Below are 22,342 nucleotides of genomic sequence, written 5' to 3' on the forward strand. Positions count from 1 at the left end.
CGTTAAGGAGAGCGTATGATTTCTATTGAATTTTCCTGCCCGCTGCCCAACGGCCTGCACGCCCGTCCGGCGTGGGCGCTTAAAGAGCAGTGCAGCGTCTGGCGCAGCGATATCCGTTTTATCAATAACCGGCTTAACACCCAGGCGGATGCCAAAAGCTCGCTGGCGCTGATCAGCACCGGCACGCTGTTTAACGACAGCTGCGTGCTCGAAATCAGCGGCAGCGACGAAGAGCAGGCCAGACGCGTGCTTGAGCAGTATGTAAACACGTCGTTCATCGACAGCGACAGCATCCCGTCAGGGGATGCGCCGCACGTCGCACATCCTCTGCCCCGTTCGCTGATGCGGCTTAATCCGCAGCTGCAGCACGCAATTACGCTTGCCAGCGGCATCGGTAGCGGAACGCTGCGAGCCTGGCAGAGTGATAATCTCCATCGTTATCGTCAGATACCGGCCTCGCCGGAGGATATCACCCGTCTGGAACACAGCCTCGCCACGCTGGCGGAGCAGCTTAACCAGCGCCTGCGCGGGCTGGGGGGTGAAAGTAAAACCATTATCAGTGCTCATCTGTCGCTGATTCAGGACGATGAGTTTGGTGGCAATATTCGCCGTCTGATCGGCGAAGAACGGCTGAGCCTTGCAGAGGCGATCATTGGCAACATGGAGCAGATTTGCGACAAGCTCTCCCATTCGGCCAGCGATTACCTTCGCGAGCGCGTCAGCGACATCCGTGATATCAGCGAACAACTGCTGAGCATTACCTGGCCTGAGCTTCAGCAAGCGTCCGTATTTACGCTGGATGCGCCCACAATTCTGATGGCGGAAGATTTAACCCCGAGCCAGTTTTTAAGCCTTGATACCCGCTATCTGAAAGGCATGGTGCTGGAAAAAACCGGGCGAACGTCGCATACCCTGATCCTGGCCCGCGCCGCTTCCATTCCGGTACTCAGCGGGGTAACCATTTCCTCCCTGGCACCGTTTACCGGCGACGAGGTCATTCTTGACGGCGTGTGCAGCGTACTGGTGGTGAAGCCTGATGAGGCGGTGAATCACTACTACAGCGTGGCGCAGCGGCTTGCCGATAAACGCCAGCAGCAGCAGCTCAAAGACGCCGGGCGTCCTGCGCTGACCCGGGACAATATTGCCGTGGATATTGCCGCCAATATCGGCAGCGCCCTGGAAGCCCCCGGCGCGTTCGCCTGTGGCGCGCAGGGCGTTGGGCTGTTCCGTACCGAAATGCTCTACATGGATCGCGATACCGCCCCGGATGAGCAGGAACAGTTTGAAGCCTATCAGCAGGTGCTGCTCTCGGCTCAGGGTAAACCGGTGATCTTCCGCACCATGGATATCGGCGGCGATAAACAGATCCCGTATCTCAATATCCCGCAGGAGGAGAACCCCTTCCTCGGCTATCGTGCGGTACGCATCTACCCTGAATTTGCTCACCTGTTCCGTACCCAGCTGCGGGCGATTTTACGCGCAGGCGCCAGCGGAAATGCCCTGCTGATGATCCCCATGGTCCACAGCCTCGACCAAATTCTGTGGGTAAAACAAGAGCTGCAAAACGTCCGCGAGGAGCTGACGTCACAGGGGCTGCGTCACACCCCGGACCTGCCGCTGGGCATCATGGTGGAAGTCCCGTCCGTCTGCTTTATCATCGATCACTTCTGCGACGAGGTGGATTTTTTCAGTATTGGCTCAAACGACATGACCCAGTACCTTTACGCCGTCGACCGTAATAACCCGCGTGTCTCGCCGCTGTATAACCCGATCACGCCGTCATTTTTACGCATGGTGCGCCAGATCGTCACCGCTGCCCATCGCCATGGAAAATGGGTTGGGATCTGCGGCGAACTCGGCGGCGAACGTCGTTATCTGCCTCTGCTCCTGGGATTGGGCATCGATGAATTTAGCATGAGCGGGCCGCGCATCCCTGACGTGAAAACGTTGCTTCGCCAGCTTGAGCTAAGCGCGTGTCAGACCCTGGCAGAACGTGCCTGCGAGTGCCGCAGCGCAGAGGAGATCGAAGCGCTTCTGGCGGAATTCACCCCTGAAGAGCCGCCGCGTCCACTGCTGGCGCAGGAGACAATCGTCTTCAACGAACCGCTGGCTTCCAAAGAGCAGGTGCTGCAATTTTTATGCGGCAATCTGGCTATCCACGGACGCACAGAACACCCGCTCGAGCTTGAAGAAGATCTCTGGCAACGGGAAGAGATTGTCACCACCGCCGTCGGGTTTGGGGTGGCGATCCCGCATACCAAATCCCAGTGGATACGCCACTCCAGCATTAGCATTGCTCGTCTGGAGAAGCCGATTGACTGGGAGTCGGATATGGGAGAGGTCGAGCTGGTGATCATGCTGACGCTGGGTGCTCAGGAAGGAAACAACCACGTCAAGGTCTTCTCTCAGCTGGCCAGAAAACTGGTCAACAAGGCGTTTCGCGCGTCGCTTTTTGCGGCCGACTCGCCGCAAAGCATGCTTGACCTGCTCAATGCTGAAATCACCTTCTGACCGCTACTGAAATCGCGTGCGGTACTCCCCCGGCGTCAGGCCAAACTGACGCCGGAACAGACGGCAAAAGTAGTCGCTGTCGGGATAGCCGCAGCGCTTCGCCACTTCCCCCACCGGCAGGTGATATTTTTGCAGGATCGTCCGCGCTTTTCCCATACGCACCCAGCGAACATAGTCCACAAAACTCATGGTGCCCTGCTGCGAAAACAGGCGCGAGAGATGGTTGGGCGAGATGTTAAACAGGGCGGCCACGCTTTCACGGGTCAGTGCCCCCGCATAGTTGACCTGGATCCAGCTGCAGATGCTTTGATACAGAAAATCGCCGCGCGACATCCCTGGCTCGGGCAGAGAAGAGACCCGTTTACGGCACCAGTTCAGCAGGCTCAGCACCAGCGGCTGGATAATATCCTGGTCCTGCGGGGAGGCACTGAGATGGGTAAGCGCCGTCAGCATGGCCGCACACTCCCCCCTTTCCGGATGCGGAAGCTCCACTTTTCGCTGCGGCTCAACGGCCTGCCCGCTGCGGGCATCCTGAAATGCCAGCCCAAGCCACGACGGGGCAAAAATAATGCTCAGCAGCATAACTGGCCGGGCAAACGTTGGCGAACAGACGGTGCGCGACGGGAGAAACAGCATCTCCCCCTGGCGAATCGCTTTTTGCTCGGCAATAAGCAGGTTACCGTACTCGCCGCGCAACACCACATCGAGCCGCGGCCATTCGAGGGCCACGGTCCCGGAGGAGGTGGATGACGGGCGATGGGCAAACCAGACACGTCCAAGCTGCTGGGGATTGAGGACCAGCCCGCTAAACAGGTCGGCAAAGAACTGTTGATCGGCAGGCAGGCTGTTATCGCGCATCCGGGCGAACCAGGTCGAAGCGATGGGTATCGCTGATTGCGTAATAGGCCGTTGGCCCGCCCGCGCGCAGGATCGGCTGCGCTTTCGCCGTCTGGTAAATCCCCTCCTCCAGCAGCGTTTCGGCAATATGCACCCCGACCACTTCGCCCAGCACCAGCCAAGTGTCAATCGGCGTACCGTCGGCCCCCGTGAGCTGAATACACTGGGACAGGCGACACTCAAAGTTGACCGGACTTTCCGCCACGCGCGGCGCGCTGACAAGCTGGCTGGCGGCTGGCGTCAACCCGGCAAACGCAAATTCATCCTCGCCGGGCGAAAGCGTCGCGGACGTTTCGTTCATCGCTTCGGCCAGACTGCGCGTTGCCAGGTTCCACACGAACTCACCCGTTTCGGTAATATTGCGAACGCTGTCTTTCCAGCCATTGCTGGAAAACCCAATGATCGGCGGACGATAGTTAAAGCAGTTAAAGAAGCTGTAAGGGGCAAGGTTTCGCTGACCGGCGCGGTCGCACGACGCGATCCAGCCGATCGGACGCGGACCAATAATGGCATTCAACGGGTCATGCGGCAGGCCGTGCCCCTGAGAAGGTTGATAAAAATACATGAGGCTCTCTCACTGGTGGGGCAGATACGAATGACGCTTCGCTCAGTGCCCTGATTCAGGACACTCAGCGTAACGCAATCCGCACGAAATTAGGACTGAATAAATTTCAGCAAATCGTCATTAATCTGATGCTTATGAGTGGTGCAAATGCCGTGAGAGCCGCCAGCGTACACCTTAAGCTCCGCGTTCGGCAGGATCTCCGCAGCCACGCGCCCGCAGGTGTCGATCGGCACAATTTGATCGTCATCGCCGTGGATCACCAGCGTAGGGATGGTCATCTTCTTCAGATCTTCGCGCAGGTCCGTCTCCGAGAAGGCTTTCACGCAGTCGTACAGCGCCTTGATCGACCCCTGAAGCCCCTGCTCCACAAAACTTTCACGTACCGCTTTAGACTCTTTTGCCCCCGGGCGGTTGTAGCCATAAAACGCAGCGGTCAGCTCGTAGAAGAAGGCCGCCCGATCGTTTACCACCCCTTCGCGAATACCATCAAAGACCTCTTTTGGCACGCCGTCCGGGTTAAAATCGGTTTTGATCATAATCGGCGTCACGGCCCCAATCAGCACCGCTTTAGCGACGCGATCGGTGCCGTGGCGGCCGATATAGCGCGCCACTTCTCCGCCGCCCGTTGAATGCCCAACGTGCACCGCCTCTTTCAGGTTAAGGTGCGCGGTCAGCTCGGCCAAGTCGTCCGCGTACTGATCCATCGTATGCCCGTCCCACGGCTGCGCCGAGCGCCCGTGACCGCGGCGGTCGTGGGCAATAACGCGAAATCCTTTCGACCCCAGATACAACATTTGATCTTCAAAGGCATCGGCGGTTAACGGCCAGCCGTGGCTGAAGACAATCGGCTGCCCGCTGCCCCAGTCCTTAAAATGCAAATAACTGCCGTCTTTCAGGGTAAGTTTGTCGTAATCGCTCATGAAATCTCCTGACAGGAAACACGGAAGGCGGATAGTCGCCCACAAAGGGCGCTTAAAAAGAATAATGCAAATTGGCAAGGCAGCACGTTTTTCGCCAAAAATTCATATGGCGTATGAATGTGACCTTCATCACTTCAAACTTGCCTCTTCAGCCAGTATCATCAGGAGAGTTAAACCCTCGCTGCCAGACGGCGAGGGTTTTCTTTTGGATTGGTTTCTGCGTAACACGCAGCATTCACGACATGGAGTAAGAAATGTCCAGACCTAAAATTATCATTAATGAGCTCGACGCAGAACGTATCGACCGCCTTCTGGAAAAACCAGAATACGCCTCACTCCCGGTTGCCGACGCCCTCAACGAGGAGCTTGATCGCGCGCAGATGTGTACGCCTGAGTCCATGCCGCATGACGTAGTGACGATGAACAGCCAGGTGACGTTCCGCAACCTGACCACCGGTGAAGAACTGACCCGTACGCTGGTCTACCCGGCGCAGATGACCGACAGCGCCACGCAGCTTTCGGTTCTGGCCCCTGTCGGCGCGGCGCTGCTGGGTCTGCGTACCGGTGATACCATTCACTGGGACCTTCCGGGCGGTGCGTCTACCCATCTGGAAGTGCTCGCCCTGCTCTACCAGCCAGAAGCCGCCGGTGATTACCTGCGTTAATCCCTTCTGAACAAGCGCCTGTCCGCTTTGCACAGAGGATGCCAGGCATCCTCTTTCCGCTTTTTACGCATTTCACCCAAACGTCCTATATCGCCGAAAAACGCCGTCATCCACGCTTAATCTGTTTGCGTCGCGCGGAAACGCTTATGGGTGAAATAGCGTCCATCACACTGGTTTATTTGGTTTTTTTGGCGGTCATCGTCATGGCCGTGCTTTACCTGGAACGTCACTGGTAAGCGAGCCGGGTTACACGACCCCGCCGGGAAAGGCGTTCACCAGCCCTTTCACCTTCTGCTCTGCCGCCTCCGGCGTGTCTGCGCCAGGCACCAGGATAACCTTCCGGCACTCCTCTTCGCGTTTTTCGAAAATTTTGTAGGCACGTTCGGCATCGGTCAGCGGCAGATAGTGCGTCACAATCTCTTCCGGGGTAAGCAGCCCCTGTTCAATTAGCGGCAGTAGCTCGCCCAGCCAGGCATGGACGTGCGTCTGGCCCATTTTGAACGTAATGCCCTTATCGAAGGCATCGCCAAACAGGAAGCCGTGAATAAACCCGGCATACACCCCGGGTACGCTCACCACGCCGCCACGACGCACTGCGGCAATGCACTGGCGCAACGCTTTACCACTGCTTCCCTCAATTTTGAGGTTGCTCAGGATAGTTTCCGTGGTGCTGCCCTTCGCTTCAAAGCCGACAGCATCAATCACCGCATCCACGCCGCGCTGGCCCGCCGTCTGTTCGATGATTTTCTCCGCCGCATCGTTGTCGTCGTCGAAGTTGATCGGGATGGCGCCGTAACGTTCTTGCGCAAACCGCAGGCGGTACGGGTGATGGTCCACCACAAAGATTTGCTCAGCGCCTGCCAGCCGCGCGCAGGCAATGGTGAGAAGACCCACCGGCCCCGCCCCGAAAACGGCAACGCTTGAACCTTTACCCACCTGCGCGTTTTTCACCGCCTGCCAGGCGGTAGGCAAAATGTCAGACAGGAAAAGCGCTTTGTCGTCGGAGAGCAGCTGCGGCACTTTAAACGGCCCCACGTTGCCTTTCGGCACGCGCACGTACTCCGCCTGCCCGCCCGGCACGCCGCCATAAAGATGGCTGTAGCCAAACAGCGCGGCGGGTGCGGGGATTTGCTTTTTGTTCAGCGCAGCGCCCTGCCCGGCGTTGGTTTTTTCGCAGGCGGCGTACTGGTGCATCTGGCAAAAGAAGCAGTCGCCACAGGCAATGACAAAGGGGATCACCACGCGGTCGCCCTTCTGAAGGTTCTTCACGTCCCGCCCGCTTTCAACCACTTCGCCCATAAATTCATGACCAAAGATATCGCCATGTTCCACTTTGGGGATCTTCCCGCGATAGAGATGCAGGTCAGAGCCGCAGATGGCGGTGGCCGTCACGCGCAGGATGATATCGTCAGGCTGCTCAATGACAGGATCGGGGACATTCTCAACGCGAACATTGTGCGGACCGTGATACGTCAATGCCTTCATACGACCTCCGAAAGGATGTGGGTAAGCTACTAAAAGGGTAGCTACCTCTCAGGCGTACCCCCGAAATCCGCACCTTTTGAGATTTATCCTGGTGATATAAAAAAGTGCTGTTGAGGTTACAGAAAGCATAACTATTTTATGGTTGAATGATTTCAGCGTTAATAAACAAGGAGAAACGGGTATGTATCAGACAATCATTATGCCGGTTGATGTTTTTGAGATGGAGCTAAGCGACAAAGCCGTTCGCCACGCCGAGTTCCTGGCGCAGCAGGACGGGATTATTCACCTTTTGCACGTATTGCCCGGCTCGGCGAGCCTGAGTTTGCACCGCTTTGCCGCCGACGTGCGTCGCTTTGAGGAACACTTACAGCACGAGGCCGAAACGCGGCTGCAGACCATGGTCGGGCACTTCAGCATCGATCCTTCCCGCATCAAAACCCACGTCAGGTTTGGCAGCGTGCGTGATGTGGTTAACGAGCTGGCCGACGAACTGAAAGCTGACGTGGTGGTGATCGGCTCGCGCAATCCTTCGATTACCACGCACCTGCTGGGGTCCAACGCCTCAAGCGTGATCCGCCACACCCATATCCCGGTGATGGTGGTGCGCTAAACGCCCGTAAAAAACCCCGCTGATGCGGGGTTAGTTTTATCAGTACAGGTGTCCGATGTTCACGACGGTGCTGACCGTATCACCGAAGAAGGTCAGGCGGCTGAGCACGACCCCCACCAGCAGAATCGCGAAGATCGCTTTCTGCTTCGGCTGGCGCGTCAGCGTTAATCCACATCCCAGCAGGCAGCAGACCAGGCTACCCAGATAGAGCGGTGAGCTTAACCACGCCTGCGCCGTCATCTTCACCACCGTGCCGCCGCTCAGCCAGATAACAGGCGCGGCGATCATCAGTGCCATCAGGGCGATAACACCCTGTTGCAGAGCGCGATGGGAGGATTGCAGCCCGAGCAGCGGCGTGGCGGCGCAGCCCATCACCCAGACGGTAGCGAAAAACAGCATCATGGTAATGCCGTTGGCAATCGCCTGCATGGCGGGCGCGGCATAGGTCATGCCCTGCACAACCACCAGCAACACCCCAAACAGGGACGCCAGCAGCGCAGCGCCTTTATTGCCTTTGGTGAGGAAAGCCAGGCCGATGGTCCCCCCGTAGATCGTCGCGCCGAGAATTTCACGGCTCAGCCAGGCGTGTTTCAGGTTGATCAGCGCGTTATAGGCGTGTTCCGGGTGCGCCAGGTGCAGGATCGCCGCAACGGACGCTACCCCAAGGATCGCACCGGTGATCAGCCAGTACAGGCGGTTACCTTCGATCTCGCCGCGCAGCGTCCGCCAGGTGAGGAGTAACGTCATCCCCACCGACATCTGGCTCAGCACGGTAAAAATCACCAGCGGCAGTTCATACTTTTCCATTATTTATCCCCCGGCTGTTTTGGCTGACGGGCAAGAATAAAGCGCGTACCCGGATTAAGCTGCGGCATATGCGGGAAGCCCGGCGGATACTGCACCGCGTTGTTCGGCAGCGGATCGGCGTCCAGGTCGATAAGCGTCAGCGCCCCTACCGGGCAGGCGTTCACGCAGGCCGGATTCATGCCGATATCCAGACGTTCGTAGCACATGCTGCACTTCTCGGCTTTTTGCGTCTCTTCGTTAAAGCGCGGCGCGCCGTAAGGACAGTTGCGAATGCAGTTTTTACAGCCAATGCAGCGCTCAGGATTATGCACCACCACGCCGTCATCACGTTTGGTGTAGGCTTCCACCGGGCAGGCGGCCAGGCAGGCCGGATTTTCACAGTGGTTACAGGCCAGCGAGAAAAACGCGCGCTCTTCGTGCGGGTAAATGGCTTTATCCAGCGGATAGACATAGCGCCAGAAGCGGTCCGGCTCCAACTGGTTAAAGCTTTTACAGGCCATAGCGCACCCACGGCAGCCAATGCACTTATCACTGTTCACTAAAAATGCGCGTCTCATGCCTCTACTCCTTCATTTGCAATGAGGACAATGTCAAAAAACTGGTCATGAATGGCCGCACCGGGCGCGCCGGTTGCCATCAGGCCCATATCGGCCGGGGTGTCTTTCACCACGTTTTGCACGTTGTAACTGAGCTTGTTAAACCAGGATTCATACATCACCAGGAAATCCTCCGGCACGTTGGTGGTGACCTTCGCGCGCAGTTCAACTTCGCCGATCTCGTTAAATACCCGGACGGTAGCCAGATCGCGGATGCCTTTTTTCTTCGCGGCGACGGGATGGATATAGACGAACGGCTCCGGCCAGAAGACCTGCATCCAGTCGAGGTTGACGAACTGCGAGTGCAGGCCGTACTGCAGATGCGGCGTAAAGAGGTGGAACGGCAGTTTACCCTCGGCGGCAGGCAGATATTCCGGCAGCGCCTTGTGGCCGTTTTTCTCGCACAGCTCAGAGAGGAACTCGTACTTGCCGGACGGCGTTTTGAATTTGCGATCGTACCAGGCGGCGCTGCTCGGCATTTTGGCCTTCACCGGGCCGTCCAGCAGGTCGTCCCACGAGCTGATGCCGAACTGTTTCGCCAGCCCGTCGTTAAACTCGAGGTCCAGCCATTTTTTCTGATCGACATCCTGCGGGAAGGTGCATGAACCCGGCTCCATTTTGTTGATGGTGCGCGAGAGCAGCACGGCAATATCCAGGTCGCTCTTGCATTCGTACATCGGCTTGATGGCCGGTTCGTTCACCGTCAGCCAGTAGTGCCAGTAAGAGGACGAGGCGCTCCAGTGCTCAAAGGTCGTGGTGACAGGCAGAACGATGTCGGCGTGCTGTACCGTCTCGTTAAAGAACTGATCCACGCACACCACCATCTCCAGCTTCTCGAACGCTTTTTCCATTTTGTTGCGATCGAAATCCTGCGCGAACGGGTTCTTACAGGCGACCCACAGCATGCGAACCGGCGGATCGTTAGCGTCAAGAATGCTCTGTGCGGTCTGGTTCAGGTTCAGCGCGCGGTCTGAATACTGACTTTTCTCGCCGCTGTCGCTGACAAACTCGCCAACCGGACCCGCGGCACCCGTCATACCGACGGAGCCAGCCGGTGGCTTTTGCGCCATCGCATGGTAGTTATAGCCCCAGGTTTGCAGATGGCCGTAGCGCGCCCCGCCGCCTTCAACCCCGATGTTACCCGTCATCGCCACAAAGGCATCGATGGCGCGCACGTTCGCCCCGCCGTTGACGTGACGCTGCATGCCGTAGCCGATCCAGACGGTGGCGGGCTTAACGGCGGTAAACTCGTCCGCCAGCTGCCGGATAACGTCCGGGGCCAGCCCACAAATTTCGGACGCCCACTCCACCGTAATGTTGTTGCGCAGGTACTGCTCAAACTCGGGGTAGCCGTGGGCGAACTGGGTCACAAATTCCTGATCAACGCGGCCTAAATCCAGCAGGTGACGCGCCATGCCCAGCGCCAGCGCGCCATCAGAGCCGGGACGCACGCGCAGATAGAGATCGGCTTTCGCGGCGGTTTGCGAGAACAGCGGATCGATAACCACAACCTTCGCCCCTTTCTCCCGCGCCTGATAGATGTATTTCATCGAGTGCATGGAGCACCAGGCCGGGTTCGCGCCCCAGAGAATGATGTATTTGGCCTTCACCATATCTTCCGGGTCGTTACACCACATGTCGCCCATATCGTAATGCTGGGCGTCAATTCCGGCTGGCCAGCAAGGGGTCCCGGCAAAGCGGGTGGTGTATCCCAGAGAGGACATCATACCTTCCACGGCGTAACTCATCACGCCGAGGTTGCCGGAGTATTTGGTCAGCGCCAGGCCCAGCAGGGAGCCATCTTTCTTTTTGATCTCCAGCATTTTGCTGGCAATGCGCTGCATCGCCTCATCCCAGGAGATGCGTCGCCACTTACCGCTGCCGCGTCCGTCCTGAATCATCGGATACTTAATACGGTCCGGGGAATAAACGCGTCGCGGATAGGTCAAGCCTTTCACGCACGGCGCGCCGTGGGTGTAGGTCGATTCGCTCGCCCCCTCCACGAAGGTGATGACATCGTCCTTCACCCAGGTTTTCAGGCTGCAGGTGTCATAACAGTTACGCGGGCAGGCGTTGCGGAAAATTTTGTAGGTTTTAGGGTTAAACGGAATCGGCGGCTGGGCCATCGCGCAGCGGGAAGATAATAACCCGCCAGGCAGTGCCGCAACGGTACCTAATGCAATCAGACCTTTTAAAAAGGAGCGCCGGTTTAGCTGTCCTTTATCAATGCTCATAATATTACTCTCGTTTTTAATTCATCTAACCAATTAGTAAGTTGCAGGGCGACTTCTCTTATTGCAGATGTTTTCGCATTGTTTTTGATGTTGTCGATAAACGCAGGCAGCCACAGCGCCAGGTGGCCCGTTGTAAAGCGGGTCAGGGCGTCATGATATTGCGGTAAATGACGAGCGTGGGCACAGAGCATAACCACCAGTTCCAGCTCAATGCTGATATGGTCATCCGGTGCCGCGCTGTCCTCCCCCACCACCAGCCCCACGCTGTCTAAGAATTCGCGTACGTTAAGGGTTGTCGGCCCCATAACCAGCGGTTCATCGTCGAGCCAGACCGAGGCGTAGGGCGCGGCCAGCGGTGCCATCGGCCCGACAAACAGCGCGCTGAAATCGTACTCCATCTCCAGCCAGGCGCTGTCGTCCCATGCTTTACATTGCGGATAAAGCTGACGCAACGCCCGCTGTCGTGCCGTCATTTCTGCGGCGCTAAAAAAATCGCGTAAGGCTAATCCGGTTAATTCAAATAATGACAGGTTGTCATATATTGAATTTGCGAATATATTTTTATCTTTCATAGAAAATATAAATAATTATCTGCAACGAAAATCTGGCAGATATTATCAATATATTCGGCAATTTCTTTGATCAAGGCAGGCTGTCGGTTCGGGATGCAAAATATTTTGCGCGGAAAATAATATTAAAAAAGCGTGGAAATAAAAAAACCGCCTCGTGATGAGGCGGTATGCAGGTGTAGTCTTACTTTCTTTTATTATGCTGTTTTGGTGCGGATCAGGTAGTCGAAGGAACTCAGCGACGCTTTCGCACCTTCGCCTGTGGCGATGATGATCTGTTTGTACGGAACGGTGGTGCAATCGCCCGCCGCAAACACGCCCTTCACGCTGGTTTCGCATTTGGCATCGATGATGATTTCGCCCATGCGGTTGCGCTCAATCGCCCCGTCCAGCCAGGTGGTGTTGGGCAGCAGACCAATCTGCACGAAGATCCCGGAAAGCGGAACGCTGTGCACATCCCCGCTTACGCGGTCGCGGTATTCCAGGCCCGTCACTTTACTGCCGTCGCCTTTCACTTCCGTCGTCTGCGCGTTCAGCACGATGTCGACGTTGTTCAGGCTACGCACTTTGTCCTGCAGCACCTGGTCGGCCTTCATTTCCGGGGCAAACTCCAGCAGCGTAACGTGTTCAACGATACCCGCCAGGTCAATGGCCGCTTCCACACCGGAGTTACCGCCGCCGATCACCGCCACGCGTTTACCCTTAAACAGCGGGCCGTCGCAGTGCGGGCAGTAGGTTACACCCTTGGTACGGTACTGATCTTCACCCGGCACGTTCATGTTGCGCCATTTTGCGCCGGTGGCAATGATAATGCTGCGCGCTTTCAGTACCGCGCCGGAGGCCGTTTCAATCTGGTGTAAACCGCCTTCCACTGCCGCAGGGACCAGCTTGCTGGCGCTCTGGCTGTCGATGACGTCCACGTCGTAATCGCTAACGTGCGCCTTCAGTGCGCCGGCCAGCTTCTGGCCTTCGGTTTTCGGCACAGAGATGTAGTTTTCGATGTCTACCGTATCCAGCACCTGGCCGCCGAAACGTTCGCCCATCAGGCCGGTACGAATGCCTTTACGTGCGGAGTACACCGCCGCCGCCGCGCCCGCAGGGCCGGAGCCGACGATCAGCACGTCGTACGCATCGCGTTTGTTCAGCGCGTCTGCCGCACGTTTTTCCGCACCGGTGTCTACTTTTGCAACGATTTCCGTCAGCGTCATGCGGCCCTGACCAAACTCTTTACCGTTCATAAAGACCGCCGGAACGCCCATCACGTTGCGTTCGGTGATTTCGTTCTGATAGGTGCCACCGTCAATCGCCGTGTGTTTAATGCGCGGGTTCAGCACTGCCATCAGGTTCAGCGCCTGCACCACGTCCGGGCAGTTGTGGCAGGAGAGCGAGTAGTACGTTTCAAACTCAAAATCACCGTCGATATCGCGGATCTGCTCCAGCAGCGCCTGCGCCTCTTTCGACGGATGACCACCGGTCCACAGCAGGGCCAGCACCAGTGAGGTAAATTCGTGCCCCAACGGAGAACCGGCAAAGCGCGGCCCCTGGTCAGAGCCTGGGTTAGCGATCAGGAATGACGGCTTGCGAACGGGCAGCGCGTTATCTTCTCTGAAGGTCACCTTTGGCGACAGTTCAGCGATCTCGGTCAACAATTCTTTGATTTCTGCCGATTTTGCGCTGTCGTCCAGCGTGGCAATCAGCTCAACAGGCTTCGTTAATTTCTCAAGGTACGCCTTGAGCTGGCTTTTCATTGTGGTGTCGAGCATTGTTCTTCCCTCTCTTAAGACGTCATCATGCAAATTGCCTTAAACGGGCAACCTGAATGCAACTTGCATCATGGTGCTGGGATAAAATGGGCGCGGGTGCGCCCATAACTGAAACAATTTCCAAAGTATTTCGCGTCAGAGCAAGGCGGCTAGCCTGTGAATCCCCGGGAGCTTACTGAAGTAAGTGACCGGGGTGAGCAGGCGACGCCAACGCAGCTATGGCGTGAAAGACGACGGAAATTTAGATTTTACCGACCAGATCCAAAGATGGCGCTAAGGTCGCTTCACCTTCTTTCCATTTCGCCGGGCACACTTCGCCTGGATGAGAAGCAACATACTGGGCTGCTTTCACTTTGCGCAGCAGGTCAGATGCGTCGCGGCCGATGCCTTCAGCGGTCACTTCGATGGCCTGGATAATGCCCTGCGGGTCAACAACGAAGGTGGCACGGTCGGCCAGGCCTTCATCTTCACGCATGTTGTCGAAGTTACGGGTCAGGGCGCCGGTTGGGTCGCCGATCATCGCATATTTGATTTTTGCGATGGTTTCAGAGCTGCCGTGCCACGCTTTGTGGGTGAAGTGGGTGTCAGTAGAGACAGAGTAAACGTCTACGCCCAGCTTCTGCAGTTCGTCGTAATGGTCTGCCACGTCGCCCAGTTCGGTTGGGCAAACGAAGGTAAAGTCAGCCGGATAGAAGAAGAACACGCTCCAGCGGCCTTCGGTGTCTTTCTCAGTGATTTCTACGAATTCGCCGTTTTTGAACGCCTGGTTTTTGAAAGGTTTAATTTTGGTGTTAATCAAGGACATCTGTACTTCCTCCGTGTTTTCGTTGAGATGTAAGGTATCGAACTTTCGCTGAACGGGCTAATGCGTTTACTTTATCAAATCAATCAGCGATACCTTACAAACGCACTTCAAAGGGTGGTGAACCTAAAAGAAGCTAAGCCTGAAAGTAAAAAGGCCGCCCATTGGGCGGCCCTGATACCTGAACTTCCCACAGGAACTTTCAGTGCCAGCAGACGCTGGCGTTGCGTTGCGCTCTACAAACCGTAATATCAAGGTCGTAACAGCAAAGTGATTAAAGCACCCGCCCCTGCTCAGGGCAATCGGTCTGGCCGCGTTACTGCCTATGGCTGCGATAGGTTTGATCGAATAACGAATAGGAGGTAGGCAGTTTTATTTATGACATGAATGATGTTCACTATTTTCACCCATGAAATTTAACAAATAAAAACGTTGAATACGTAAAAAAAATAGTTCAAGTTTTTTTTAAATCGAAACGTCAACCTTTCAAAGATAATAATATCTTAAGTTCCGTTTCAGAACTATTTCATTTATCTGGTGGCGTGATATATTAAGCACGTTTTAATGTGGCATTAAGTAAGCTAACCACAAGGATTGTAAATGGTTCGCTTCAATCTATAGTTAATACAAATGCACTAACAACATGACAACGAAGCAACATCAGGATGAAACATGGCTAACCTATACGATCTCAAAAAGTTTGATTTAAATCTTTTAGTTATTTTTGAGTGCATTTATCAGAATCTGAGCATCAGCAAGGCCGCAGAAACGCTTTACATTACGCCTTCAGCCGTAAGCCAGTCTCTGCAGCGTCTGCGCAACCAGCTTAATGATCCCCTTTTTATCCGTTCGGGTAAAGGCATCACGCCTACCACTGTCGGGGTAAATCTGCATCATCATCTGGAACAAAACCTGAACCAGCTTGAGCAGACCATCAACATTATGCACAGCTCAGGGCTAAAGAAAAACTTTGTGATCTATTGCCCGCAAATTTTGACGCCCAACATCCTTCTCGACCCCATTAAGCTTCTCATGGATAAGCATAATTACGAGATCGAACTGCATGACGTCATGGTCTCACCGGACTCCGCAGAAAACCTGCTGGCCTATCGTAAGGCGGATTTGGTTTTTGCTATCGCGCCGGTGAACAACCGCTCACTCGCCTGCAATCTGTTTCATAAATTGCAGATGAACCTCGTCTGCCGCAAGGGGCATCCACGACTGAGCGTATCGCCTACCCGCCAGGATCTTCTTAATGAGAAATTTGCCGCTTACTTAAGCGACGGTTCTGGCGTAAAAACGTTTCAGGAAAAAATTGAACACGCACTGCCGGAAAGAACGGTCAGTTTCCGAAGCGATTCTTATCTGACAATATTATCGATGCTTACCGTTTCCGATTTAGTGGGCGTTGTACCGGAAAATGCCTTCAGGCAATACGGCGATGCGTTGGGTTTAAAAGTTCTTGAAACGGATATTGCGATCCCTACCGTTGATATTTTTATGCTGTACAACCGCTCGGCGCTTAATAGCTCGGTATTTTCGAGTTTCATTGAGGAAATACCGGTTTTATAACCCCCCCTTCCGGCTGCTTTCTTTAAAGCAGCCGGGGGCAATAAGAACAGGTTCCACGCTACCGTTTTCAAATATTCACAATTTTTCAGCTAACCCATTGAAAAAATAATGATATTATTCTTCACGCTGTTTGGCCCGTGCTGACACAGCGTAACTTACTCAGGATGAGGAAGAATATGTCATTATATAAGCTCCCCCTTAACCAAAATGTCCTGAACGCAACGCAGGAGCGCATTGCATGGACGCTGGAAAATTTCTCCCGAGTATGTGTGTCATTTTCTGGCGGGAAAGACTCCACGGTCATGCTCTACCTGGCGTGTGAATGCGCGCGCAAGATGCAGCGTAAAATTGACGTCCTGTTCATCGACTGGGAAGCGCAATTTTCCACAACCATCCAGCATGTCGAAAATATGCGAGCCCAGTTTTGTGACGTCATCGATAATTTCTGGTGGGTTGCACTGCCGCTGACCACGCAAAATGCCCTTTCTCAATTTCAGCCCGAATGGCAATGCTGGGAGCCGGGCGCGAAGTGGGTGCGCCAGCCGCCGCCCGATGCCATTACCGATCCCGGCTACTTTGATTTTTACCAGCAGGGCATGACGTTTGAGGCGTTTGTTCGCGCCTTTTCCGACTGGTTTGCTCAAAACCGCCCTGCCACCGTGATGATCGGTATTCGCGCCGATGAGTCCTACAACCGCTTTCTGACCATCGCCAACGCGCGCAAGCAGCGTTTTGCCGATGATAAACCCTGGACCACCGTCGCCCCCGGCGGGCATGCCTGGTATGTCTACCCGCTCTATGACTGGAAAACGGCTGACATCTGGACGTGGTTTGCCAAAACCGGTTCCTGCTATAACCCGCTGTACGATTTGATGTACCAGGCCGGGGTGCCGCCGCGCTATATGCGCATCTGTGAACCCTTCGGCCCGGAGCAACGTCAGGGGCTGTGGCTTTATCATGTGCTGGAGCCGGAGCGGTGGGCCGCAATGTGCGAACGCGTCAGCGGCGTCAGGAGCGGTGGGATCTACGCGGGCCACGACAATCACTTCTACGGTCACCGTAAAATACTCAAACCCGAGCACCTCACCTGGCAAGAATACGCCCTTCTGCTGCTCGACAGCATGCCGCAAACCACCTCTGAACATTACCGCAATAAAATTGCCGTTTACCTGCACTGGTACCAAAAAAAGGGGATGCCAGAGATCCCCGATACCCAGGAGGGCGACATCGGGTCAAAAGACATCCCGTCGTGGCGGCGCATCTGCAAGGTACTTCTCAATAACGACTACTGGTGTCGCGCGCTGTCGTTCAGCCCTAACAAGCCAAAGCATTACCAGCGATACAGCGAACGGATGAAATTAAAACGCAAGGAGTGGGGGATCTTATGCAACAACGATTAATCAACGATATCAAACGCTATCTGTCGTCACTGCCGGAAGAGCAAAAAATCGAGGCGATCAACAAATTCCGCGAGGCGCTACATGAAGACAGTCCTTTTCGCGAACAACCTATCGACTGCGTGCTGTGGATCAAACAGGACGAGATTGTCGCCAATGATTACAACCCCAATAACGTTGCCCCTCCGGAAAAGCGTCTGCTGACGCAGTCGCTTGAGCTTGATGGATTCACCCAGCCAATCGTGGTGACGGAAGGCAAATCCCGGCACTATGAAATCGTCGATGGCTTTCACCGCCACGAGATAGGCAAAAATCGGGCAGCGCTCAAGCGCCAGCTCCGGGGCTATTTGCCCGTCACCTGCCTGCGCAAAGATCGCCGGGAGAAGGTCGACAGGATGGCCGCCACCATTCGCCACAACCGTGCGCGGGGTCGACACCAGATCAACGCCATGTCCGATATCGTACGTGAACTGGCGCAGCTTGGCTGGCCTGACGAGAAAATCGGCAAAGAGCTGGGGATGGACTGTGACGAAGTGCTGCGTCTGAAGCAGATTAACGGCCTGCTGGAGCTGTTTGCAGACCGCCGTTATTCCGAAGCCTGGACGGTGAAATAATCAGAGGGCGTTCAGGCGCTCCGCCGCGGCCAACAGCGTCGATTCCTGTTTCGCAAAGCAGAGGCGAACCAGCCTGTGCGGGAAGGGATCGGCGCAGAATACCGACAGCGGAATGGCCGCCACGCCCGCCTCTTTGGTCAGCCATTGGCAGAAACTCACGTCGTCCAGATCGGAAATCGCGCTGTAGTCCACCAGCAGGAAGTAAGTGCCTTCCCCCGGCAAAATCTTCAGCCGGCTTTTGCTAAGCGCATCCACAAACAGATCCCGGCGGGCGCGATAAAAATCCGGCAGCTCGCGGTAGTGCGCCGGATCATGGCGCACCATGTCCGCCAGCGCCAGCTGGGCGGGCGTATTGACCGCAAAGGTCAGGTACTGATGCACTTTGCGCAGCTCCCCGCTGATGGCCTCCGGTGCCACGCAGTAGCCCACTTTCCAGCCGGTCATATGGTAGGTTTTGCCAAATGACGACACCGCAACGGCGCGCTCGCGCAACTGCGGATGCGCCAGCACGCTGGCATGCCCCTCTTTGGCAAAACAGATGTGCTCATACACTTCATCGCTCAGCACGTAAATTTCGCGTTCGCTGATGGCCTGCCACAGGGCGGCGAAATCCGCCTGTTGCCATACCGTCGCGGACGGATTGTGCGGCGTGTTCAGGATAACCAGGCGCGTTTTATCACTCAGCAGCGCGGCAAAGGCCTGCCAGTCCGGGCGGAAATGCGGCGGCTGAAGCGCCACGCGTTTTACCACACCGCCAGAAAGCGCAACGGCGGGGGCGTAACTGTCGTAGCTCGGATCAAAGCAAATCACTTCATCCCCGGTGCGCACCAGGGCAGTAATGGCCGCATACAGCGCTTCGGTGGCCCCTGCCGTCACCGTGATTTCGCTGTTGGCATCCGGCGTGTAGCCATAAAGCGCCGCCGTTTTATCCGCAATGGCTTCACGCAGCGCCTGCACGCCGGTCATCGGCGCGTACTGGTTCGCCCCCTGCGCAACGTGGTACGCCAGGCGCTCCTGCAGATAAGCCGGGCCGTCAAAATCCGGGAATCCCTGGGAAAGGTTAATGGCGTTGTGCTGCTGCGCCAGCGCGCTCATCTGCGAAAAGATGGTGGTGCCGAGACTGGGAAGTTTACTTTGCGGAATCAAGGGGTTATTGCTCATTGCGTTGTGCCTGCGTGTAATACTTATGTTGCTGACACTATAACACGATGTTAGTCTTTGGCAATCAAGACGCTTAGACGTCTAAACCATATCAATATTCCTGCCTGACGAGAGGGTAAAAGGAAAATGACAGACAACCTGCAACTCACGCATCTGGTCGACGCCTGCCGCTGGATTGGTTCCAAAGGCTGGGCACCCGCCACCGGCGGCAACATGTCCGTACGTCAGGATGAGCACCTGTGCTGGCTCAGCGAATCCGGCAAAGATAAGGGCAGCCTTACGACGGACGATTTTCTGCAGGTGGAGATCGCCACCAACCGCGCGCCGTCTGGCCGCAGGCCCTCAGCAGAAACCGGGCTGCATACCTTACTCTACCGTCTGTTCCCGGAGGCTAACGCGGTGCTGCACGTTCACACCGTCAACGCCACCGTGCTCTCACGTCTGGTTCGCGACGCCGAGCTAAAAATCAGCGGCTTCGAGATGCAGAAATCGCTCGCCGGACAGACCACGCATGAGGATACGGTGGCCATTGCGGTATTTGATAACGACCAGGATATCGACGCTCTTGCCTCGCGCATCGCCCATTACGCCCGCGAGCGCCCGCTGAATTATGGTTTTCTTCTGCGCGGCCATGGCTTAACCTGCTGGGGACGCGACGTGGCAGAAGCCCGCCGTCATCTGGAAGGATTAGAATTCTTATTTGAATGCGAAATGCGTTTACGCCAATGGGAGAGAGTATGATTCGCGCGATTGTGACGGATATTGAAGGGACCACCAGCGATATTCGTTTTGTCCATGAGGTTTTGTTCCCCTACGCGCGTGAGCGGCTGGCGGCCTTCGTGACTGCCCAGCAGTACGCCGAGCCGGTCAAATCGATTCTGGACAACCTGCGCGATGAAACCGGTCATCCGCACGCCAGCGTCAGCGAGCTTATTGATGCCCTGTATGGCTTTATGGACGAGGATCGTAAATCCACGGCGCTGAAGGCGCTGCAGGGCATTATCTGGCACGACGGCTACGTCAACGGCGACTTTACCGGCCACCTCTACCCGGACGTCCTGCCCGCGCTGGAAAAATGGAAAGCGCAAGGGATTGATCTCTATGTTTATTCCTCTGGCTCCGTGGCGGCGCAGAAACTGTTATTTGGCTACAGCGATGAAGGTGATATTACTCATCTGTTCAGCGGCTACTTTGACACGCGTATCGGTGCCAAGCGCGAGGTGCAGTCCTATCAGAACATTGCCGCGCAGACGGGTATCCCTGCGTCGCAAATTCTGTTCCTGTCGGACATTCACCAGGAGCTGGACGCCGCTGAACAGGCGGGTTTTCGCACCCTGCAACTGATTCGCGGCGATGACGATGGCGCGAGCCACCACCATCAGGTCCACCAGTTTGACGAGATAAATCCGGAGCAGATCCCCTCATGAGCGCATTAACCCTTTATTCTGTTAACGATCCGCACCAGCACCTGTGGCACAGCACCGACGCCGACGAGATCGCCCGGCAGCTCAACGCCAAAGGCGTGCGATTTGAACGCTGGGCGGCGGATCGTGATTTAGGCCGCGATCCTACCCCCGACGCGGTGATCGACGCTTACCAACATGCGATCGACAAACTGGTGGCGGAAAAAGGCTATCAGAGCTGGGACGTCATCAGCCTGCGCGCCGATAACCCGCAGAAAGAGGCGCTGCGCGAGAAGTTCCTCAACGAACACACCCACGGTGAAGACGAAGTACGCTTCTTCGTCGAGGGCGCCGGGCTGTTCTGCCTGCACATCGGCGACGAGGTGTATCAGGTACTGTGTGAGAAAAACGACCTGATTTCCGTCCCCGCCGGTACACCGCACTGGTTTGATATGGGGTCCGAGCCGAATTTTACCGCCATCCGTATTTTCGATAACCCGGAAGGATGGATTGCGCAGTTTACGGGCGATGCGATTGCGAATGCGTATCCACGTCTGGCCTGATTTTTATCGCTATTCGGCTGGGTGAGCGTTGTTCAGCCCCCTCACCCCTGCCCTCTCCCTCAAGGGAGAGGGGGTCTAAAAGCACTACCGTTTCAATTCCTTCGTGGAATCAGGCAAATCTCCCTTCTGCCACCTCTTTCGGCGTAACCACGCCCGTATCCAGCACCCAGCCGCTAATCAGCGAGGCAGGCGTAACGTCAAACGCCGGGTTGTAGACCTGCGCGTTCTCTGGCGCCCACTGTACCGCGCCGAAGCTTCCGGCGACGCCTGTCACTTCGCTGGCGGCGCGCTGCTCAATCGGGATCGCCTCGCCGTTCGGACAGTCGCGGTCGAGGGTGGTGTGCGGCGCGGCGACGTAAAACGGTATGCCGTGGAATTTCGCCAGTACCGCCAGCGAATAGGTGCCAATTTTGTTCGCCACGTCGCCGTTGGCGGCAATGCGGTCAGCCCCCACCCACACGGCGTCTACCTGTCCTTTTGCCATCAGGCTGGCGGCCATCGAATCGGTGATCAGCTGATACGGCACGCCCAGCTCGCCGAGTTCCCATGCGGTCAGCCTGCCGCCCTGCAAAAGCGGGCGGGTTTCATCCACCCAGACGTTGGTCACGTTACCTTCCTGATGCGCGCGGGCAATGACGCCCAGCGCCGTGCCGACGCCCGCCGTCGCCAGCCCGCCGGTGTTGCAGTGGGTCAGCAGGCGACTGCCAGGCTTAACCAGCGCGCTGCCCGCTTTCGCGATCGCATTACAGAGCTGTTTGTCTTCGTCAATCAGGCGCAGCGCTTCGGCCACCAGCGCCGGGACAAAATCTGCCTCGTCGAGCGCCAGCTTCATGCGGTCGAGGTTGTTCATCAGGTTGACCGCCGTCGGACGTGACGCCCGCAGGATCGCCAGCGCCGCCGCCAGTTCGTCACGACGTGCGCCCTTTTCTGCCAGCAGCGCCAGCAGCAGGCTTGCAGAAAGACCAATCAGCGGTGCGCCGCGCACCCGCAGGCTGTGAATGTGCCCGACCAGCGCCTCTACGCTGGAGGCATCCAGCCAGCGTTTCTCCTGCGGAAGCGCCTGCTGGTCGAGAATAAAGAGCTGATTATCCGCCACCCGCAGGCTGGTCGTCTGTAATGTCTGCATGTCGTTAATTCCCTGTTGCGTTGTTGTAGCACATTGTGTCAGGATGAAATCCAGATGTATAGACGTCTACATGTCTTAATTA

General features: G+C 56.2%; 22 protein-coding genes. 10 read left to right on the forward strand and 12 right to left on the reverse strand.

Annotation, left to right across the window (positions count from 1 at the left end; all coding sequences use genetic code 11):
- The first annotated feature begins 15 nt into the window (after nt 1-15).
- Nucleotides 16-2,511 carry a phosphoenolpyruvate--protein phosphotransferase gene (gene ptsP, locus ACWKX3_RS09715; RefSeq protein WP_454541647.1) on the forward strand — a complete coding sequence of 832 codons (2,496 nt, stop codon included), beginning with the start codon at nt 16-18 and terminating at the stop codon, nt 2,509-2,511.
- 3 nt (nt 2,512-2,514) lie between these two features.
- Here ptsP and ACWKX3_RS09720 read toward each other — a convergent pair whose 3' ends face one another.
- The 3 genes from ACWKX3_RS09720 to ACWKX3_RS09730 all read right to left on the reverse strand — a co-directional run bounded on the left by ACWKX3_RS09720 (nt 2,515) and on the right by ACWKX3_RS09730 (nt 4,893).
- Nucleotides 2,515-3,369, reverse strand: coding sequence for an AraC family transcriptional regulator (locus ACWKX3_RS09720; RefSeq protein ID WP_058610648.1), 855 nt, complete (start codon nt 3,367-3,369; stop codon nt 2,515-2,517).
- Complete coding sequence (locus ACWKX3_RS09725) at nt 3,359-3,973, reverse strand: flavin reductase family protein (protein WP_006177115.1); 615 nt, start codon at nt 3,971-3,973, stop codon at nt 3,359-3,361. The genes ACWKX3_RS09720 and ACWKX3_RS09725 overlap by 11 nt, the downstream gene beginning before the upstream one ends.
- Nucleotides 3,974-4,062: 89 nt before the next feature.
- Nucleotides 4,063-4,893 (reverse strand): alpha/beta fold hydrolase, encoded by an 831-nt coding sequence (locus ACWKX3_RS09730; protein WP_006177114.1) that lies wholly within the window; start codon nt 4,891-4,893, stop codon nt 4,063-4,065.
- A 254-nt stretch (nt 4,894-5,147) separates the two neighbouring features.
- On the opposite strand from ACWKX3_RS09730, the gene rnk reads away from it, so the two are divergent.
- Both rnk and yldA read left to right on the forward strand, forming a co-directional pair.
- On the forward strand, nt 5,148-5,558 hold the full coding sequence (gene rnk / locus ACWKX3_RS09735; protein WP_006177112.1) for a nucleoside diphosphate kinase regulator: 411 nt from the start codon (nt 5,148-5,150) through the stop codon (nt 5,556-5,558).
- A 146-nt stretch (nt 5,559-5,704) separates the two neighbouring features.
- Nucleotides 5,705-5,794 (forward strand): small membrane protein YldA, encoded by a 90-nt coding sequence (gene yldA, locus ACWKX3_RS09740; RefSeq protein ID WP_366928102.1) that lies wholly within the window; start codon nt 5,705-5,707, stop codon nt 5,792-5,794.
- Between the two features lie 10 nt (nt 5,795-5,804).
- On the opposite strand, the gene ACWKX3_RS09745 is transcribed toward yldA, so the two are convergent.
- Nucleotides 5,805-7,043, reverse strand: coding sequence for a zinc-dependent alcohol dehydrogenase (locus ACWKX3_RS09745; RefSeq protein ID WP_006177110.1), 1,239 nt, complete (start codon nt 7,041-7,043; stop codon nt 5,805-5,807).
- A 181-nt stretch (nt 7,044-7,224) separates the two neighbouring features.
- On the opposite strand from ACWKX3_RS09745, the gene uspG reads away from it, so the two are divergent.
- Entirely contained in the window at nt 7,225-7,653 is a 429-nt protein-coding gene (uspG, locus tag ACWKX3_RS09750) for a universal stress protein UspG (protein WP_088207699.1), read from the forward strand.
- 39 nt (nt 7,654-7,692) lie between these two features.
- Here the strand turns inward: uspG and ACWKX3_RS09755 are convergent, their stop codons facing one another.
- From ACWKX3_RS09755 to ahpC, 6 genes are all read right to left on the reverse strand, one after another.
- Complete coding sequence (locus tag ACWKX3_RS09755; protein ID WP_220711197.1) at nt 7,693-8,460, reverse strand: dimethyl sulfoxide reductase anchor subunit family protein; 768 nt, start codon at nt 8,458-8,460, stop codon at nt 7,693-7,695.
- Nucleotides 8,460-9,017: a 4Fe-4S dicluster domain-containing protein gene (locus tag ACWKX3_RS09760; RefSeq protein ID WP_042320954.1), complete on the reverse strand. Its 558-nt coding sequence runs from the start codon at nt 9,015-9,017 to the stop codon at nt 8,460-8,462. Before ACWKX3_RS09760 ends, ACWKX3_RS09755 begins: the two co-directional genes overlap by 1 nt.
- Nucleotides 9,014-11,290, reverse strand: coding sequence for a molybdopterin-dependent oxidoreductase (locus tag ACWKX3_RS09765; protein WP_454541648.1), 2,277 nt, complete (start codon nt 11,288-11,290; stop codon nt 9,014-9,016). Before ACWKX3_RS09765 ends, ACWKX3_RS09760 begins: the two co-directional genes overlap by 4 nt.
- Nucleotides 11,287-11,763, reverse strand: coding sequence for a TorD/DmsD family molecular chaperone (locus ACWKX3_RS09770; RefSeq protein ID WP_454541649.1), 477 nt, complete (start codon nt 11,761-11,763; stop codon nt 11,287-11,289). The genes ACWKX3_RS09765 and ACWKX3_RS09770 overlap by 4 nt, the downstream gene beginning before the upstream one ends.
- Before the next feature lie 293 nt (nt 11,764-12,056).
- The gene (gene ahpF / locus ACWKX3_RS09775; protein WP_088207703.1) at nt 12,057-13,622 is read right to left on the reverse strand and encodes an alkyl hydroperoxide reductase subunit F; all 1,566 of its coding nucleotides are present in this window, start codon (nt 13,620-13,622) and stop codon (nt 12,057-12,059) included.
- A gap of 241 nt (nt 13,623-13,863) precedes the next feature.
- Nucleotides 13,864-14,427, reverse strand: coding sequence for an alkyl hydroperoxide reductase subunit C (gene ahpC / locus ACWKX3_RS09780; protein ID WP_006177103.1), 564 nt, complete (start codon nt 14,425-14,427; stop codon nt 13,864-13,866).
- Nucleotides 14,428-15,096: 669 nt separating this feature from the next.
- Here ahpC and citR point away from each other — a divergent pair.
- The 3 genes from citR (at nt 15,097) to ACWKX3_RS09795 (ending at nt 18,007) form a co-directional block, all read left to right on the forward strand.
- The gene (gene citR / locus ACWKX3_RS09785; RefSeq protein WP_006177101.1) at nt 15,097-15,996 is read left to right on the forward strand and encodes a DNA-binding transcriptional repressor CitR; all 900 of its coding nucleotides are present in this window, start codon (nt 15,097-15,099) and stop codon (nt 15,994-15,996) included.
- 176 nt (nt 15,997-16,172) lie between these two features.
- Nucleotides 16,173-17,396 (forward strand): phosphoadenosine phosphosulfate reductase, encoded by a 1,224-nt coding sequence (locus ACWKX3_RS09790; protein ID WP_042320951.1) that lies wholly within the window; start codon nt 16,173-16,175, stop codon nt 17,394-17,396.
- Nucleotides 17,381-18,007, forward strand: a complete 627-nt coding sequence (locus tag ACWKX3_RS09795; protein WP_006177099.1) for an IbrB-like domain-containing protein — start codon at nt 17,381-17,383, stop codon at nt 18,005-18,007. Before ACWKX3_RS09790 ends, ACWKX3_RS09795 begins: the two co-directional genes overlap by 16 nt.
- Here ACWKX3_RS09795 and ACWKX3_RS09800 read toward each other — a convergent pair whose 3' ends face one another.
- Nucleotides 18,008-19,168 carry a pyridoxal phosphate-dependent aminotransferase gene (locus ACWKX3_RS09800; protein ID WP_454541650.1) on the reverse strand — a complete coding sequence of 387 codons (1,161 nt, stop codon included), beginning with the start codon at nt 19,166-19,168 and terminating at the stop codon, nt 18,008-18,010.
- A gap of 126 nt (nt 19,169-19,294) precedes the next feature.
- On the opposite strand from ACWKX3_RS09800, the gene ACWKX3_RS09805 reads away from it, so the two are divergent.
- From ACWKX3_RS09805 to ACWKX3_RS09815, 3 genes are read left to right on the forward strand one after another with little or no spacing between them, the layout of a single operon-like run.
- Complete coding sequence (locus ACWKX3_RS09805; RefSeq protein ID WP_236345357.1) at nt 19,295-19,909, forward strand: methylthioribulose 1-phosphate dehydratase; 615 nt, start codon at nt 19,295-19,297, stop codon at nt 19,907-19,909.
- A complete protein-coding gene (gene mtnC / locus ACWKX3_RS09810) occupies nt 19,906-20,595 on the forward strand; it encodes an acireductone synthase (RefSeq protein WP_006177096.1) in 690 nt (229 codons plus the stop codon). The genes ACWKX3_RS09805 and mtnC overlap by 4 nt, the downstream gene beginning before the upstream one ends.
- Complete coding sequence (locus ACWKX3_RS09815) at nt 20,592-21,134, forward strand: 1,2-dihydroxy-3-keto-5-methylthiopentene dioxygenase (protein WP_006177095.1); 543 nt, start codon at nt 20,592-20,594, stop codon at nt 21,132-21,134. Before mtnC ends, ACWKX3_RS09815 begins: the two co-directional genes overlap by 4 nt.
- A 109-nt stretch (nt 21,135-21,243) precedes the next feature.
- Here the strand turns inward: ACWKX3_RS09815 and mtnA are convergent, their stop codons facing one another.
- Nucleotides 21,244-22,260 carry an S-methyl-5-thioribose-1-phosphate isomerase gene (mtnA, locus tag ACWKX3_RS09820; RefSeq protein WP_220711190.1) on the reverse strand — a complete coding sequence of 339 codons (1,017 nt, stop codon included), beginning with the start codon at nt 22,258-22,260 and terminating at the stop codon, nt 21,244-21,246.
- Nucleotides 22,261-22,342: the final 82 nt, after the last annotated feature.

The organism is Enterobacter sp. UPMP2052, assembly GCF_053709675.1.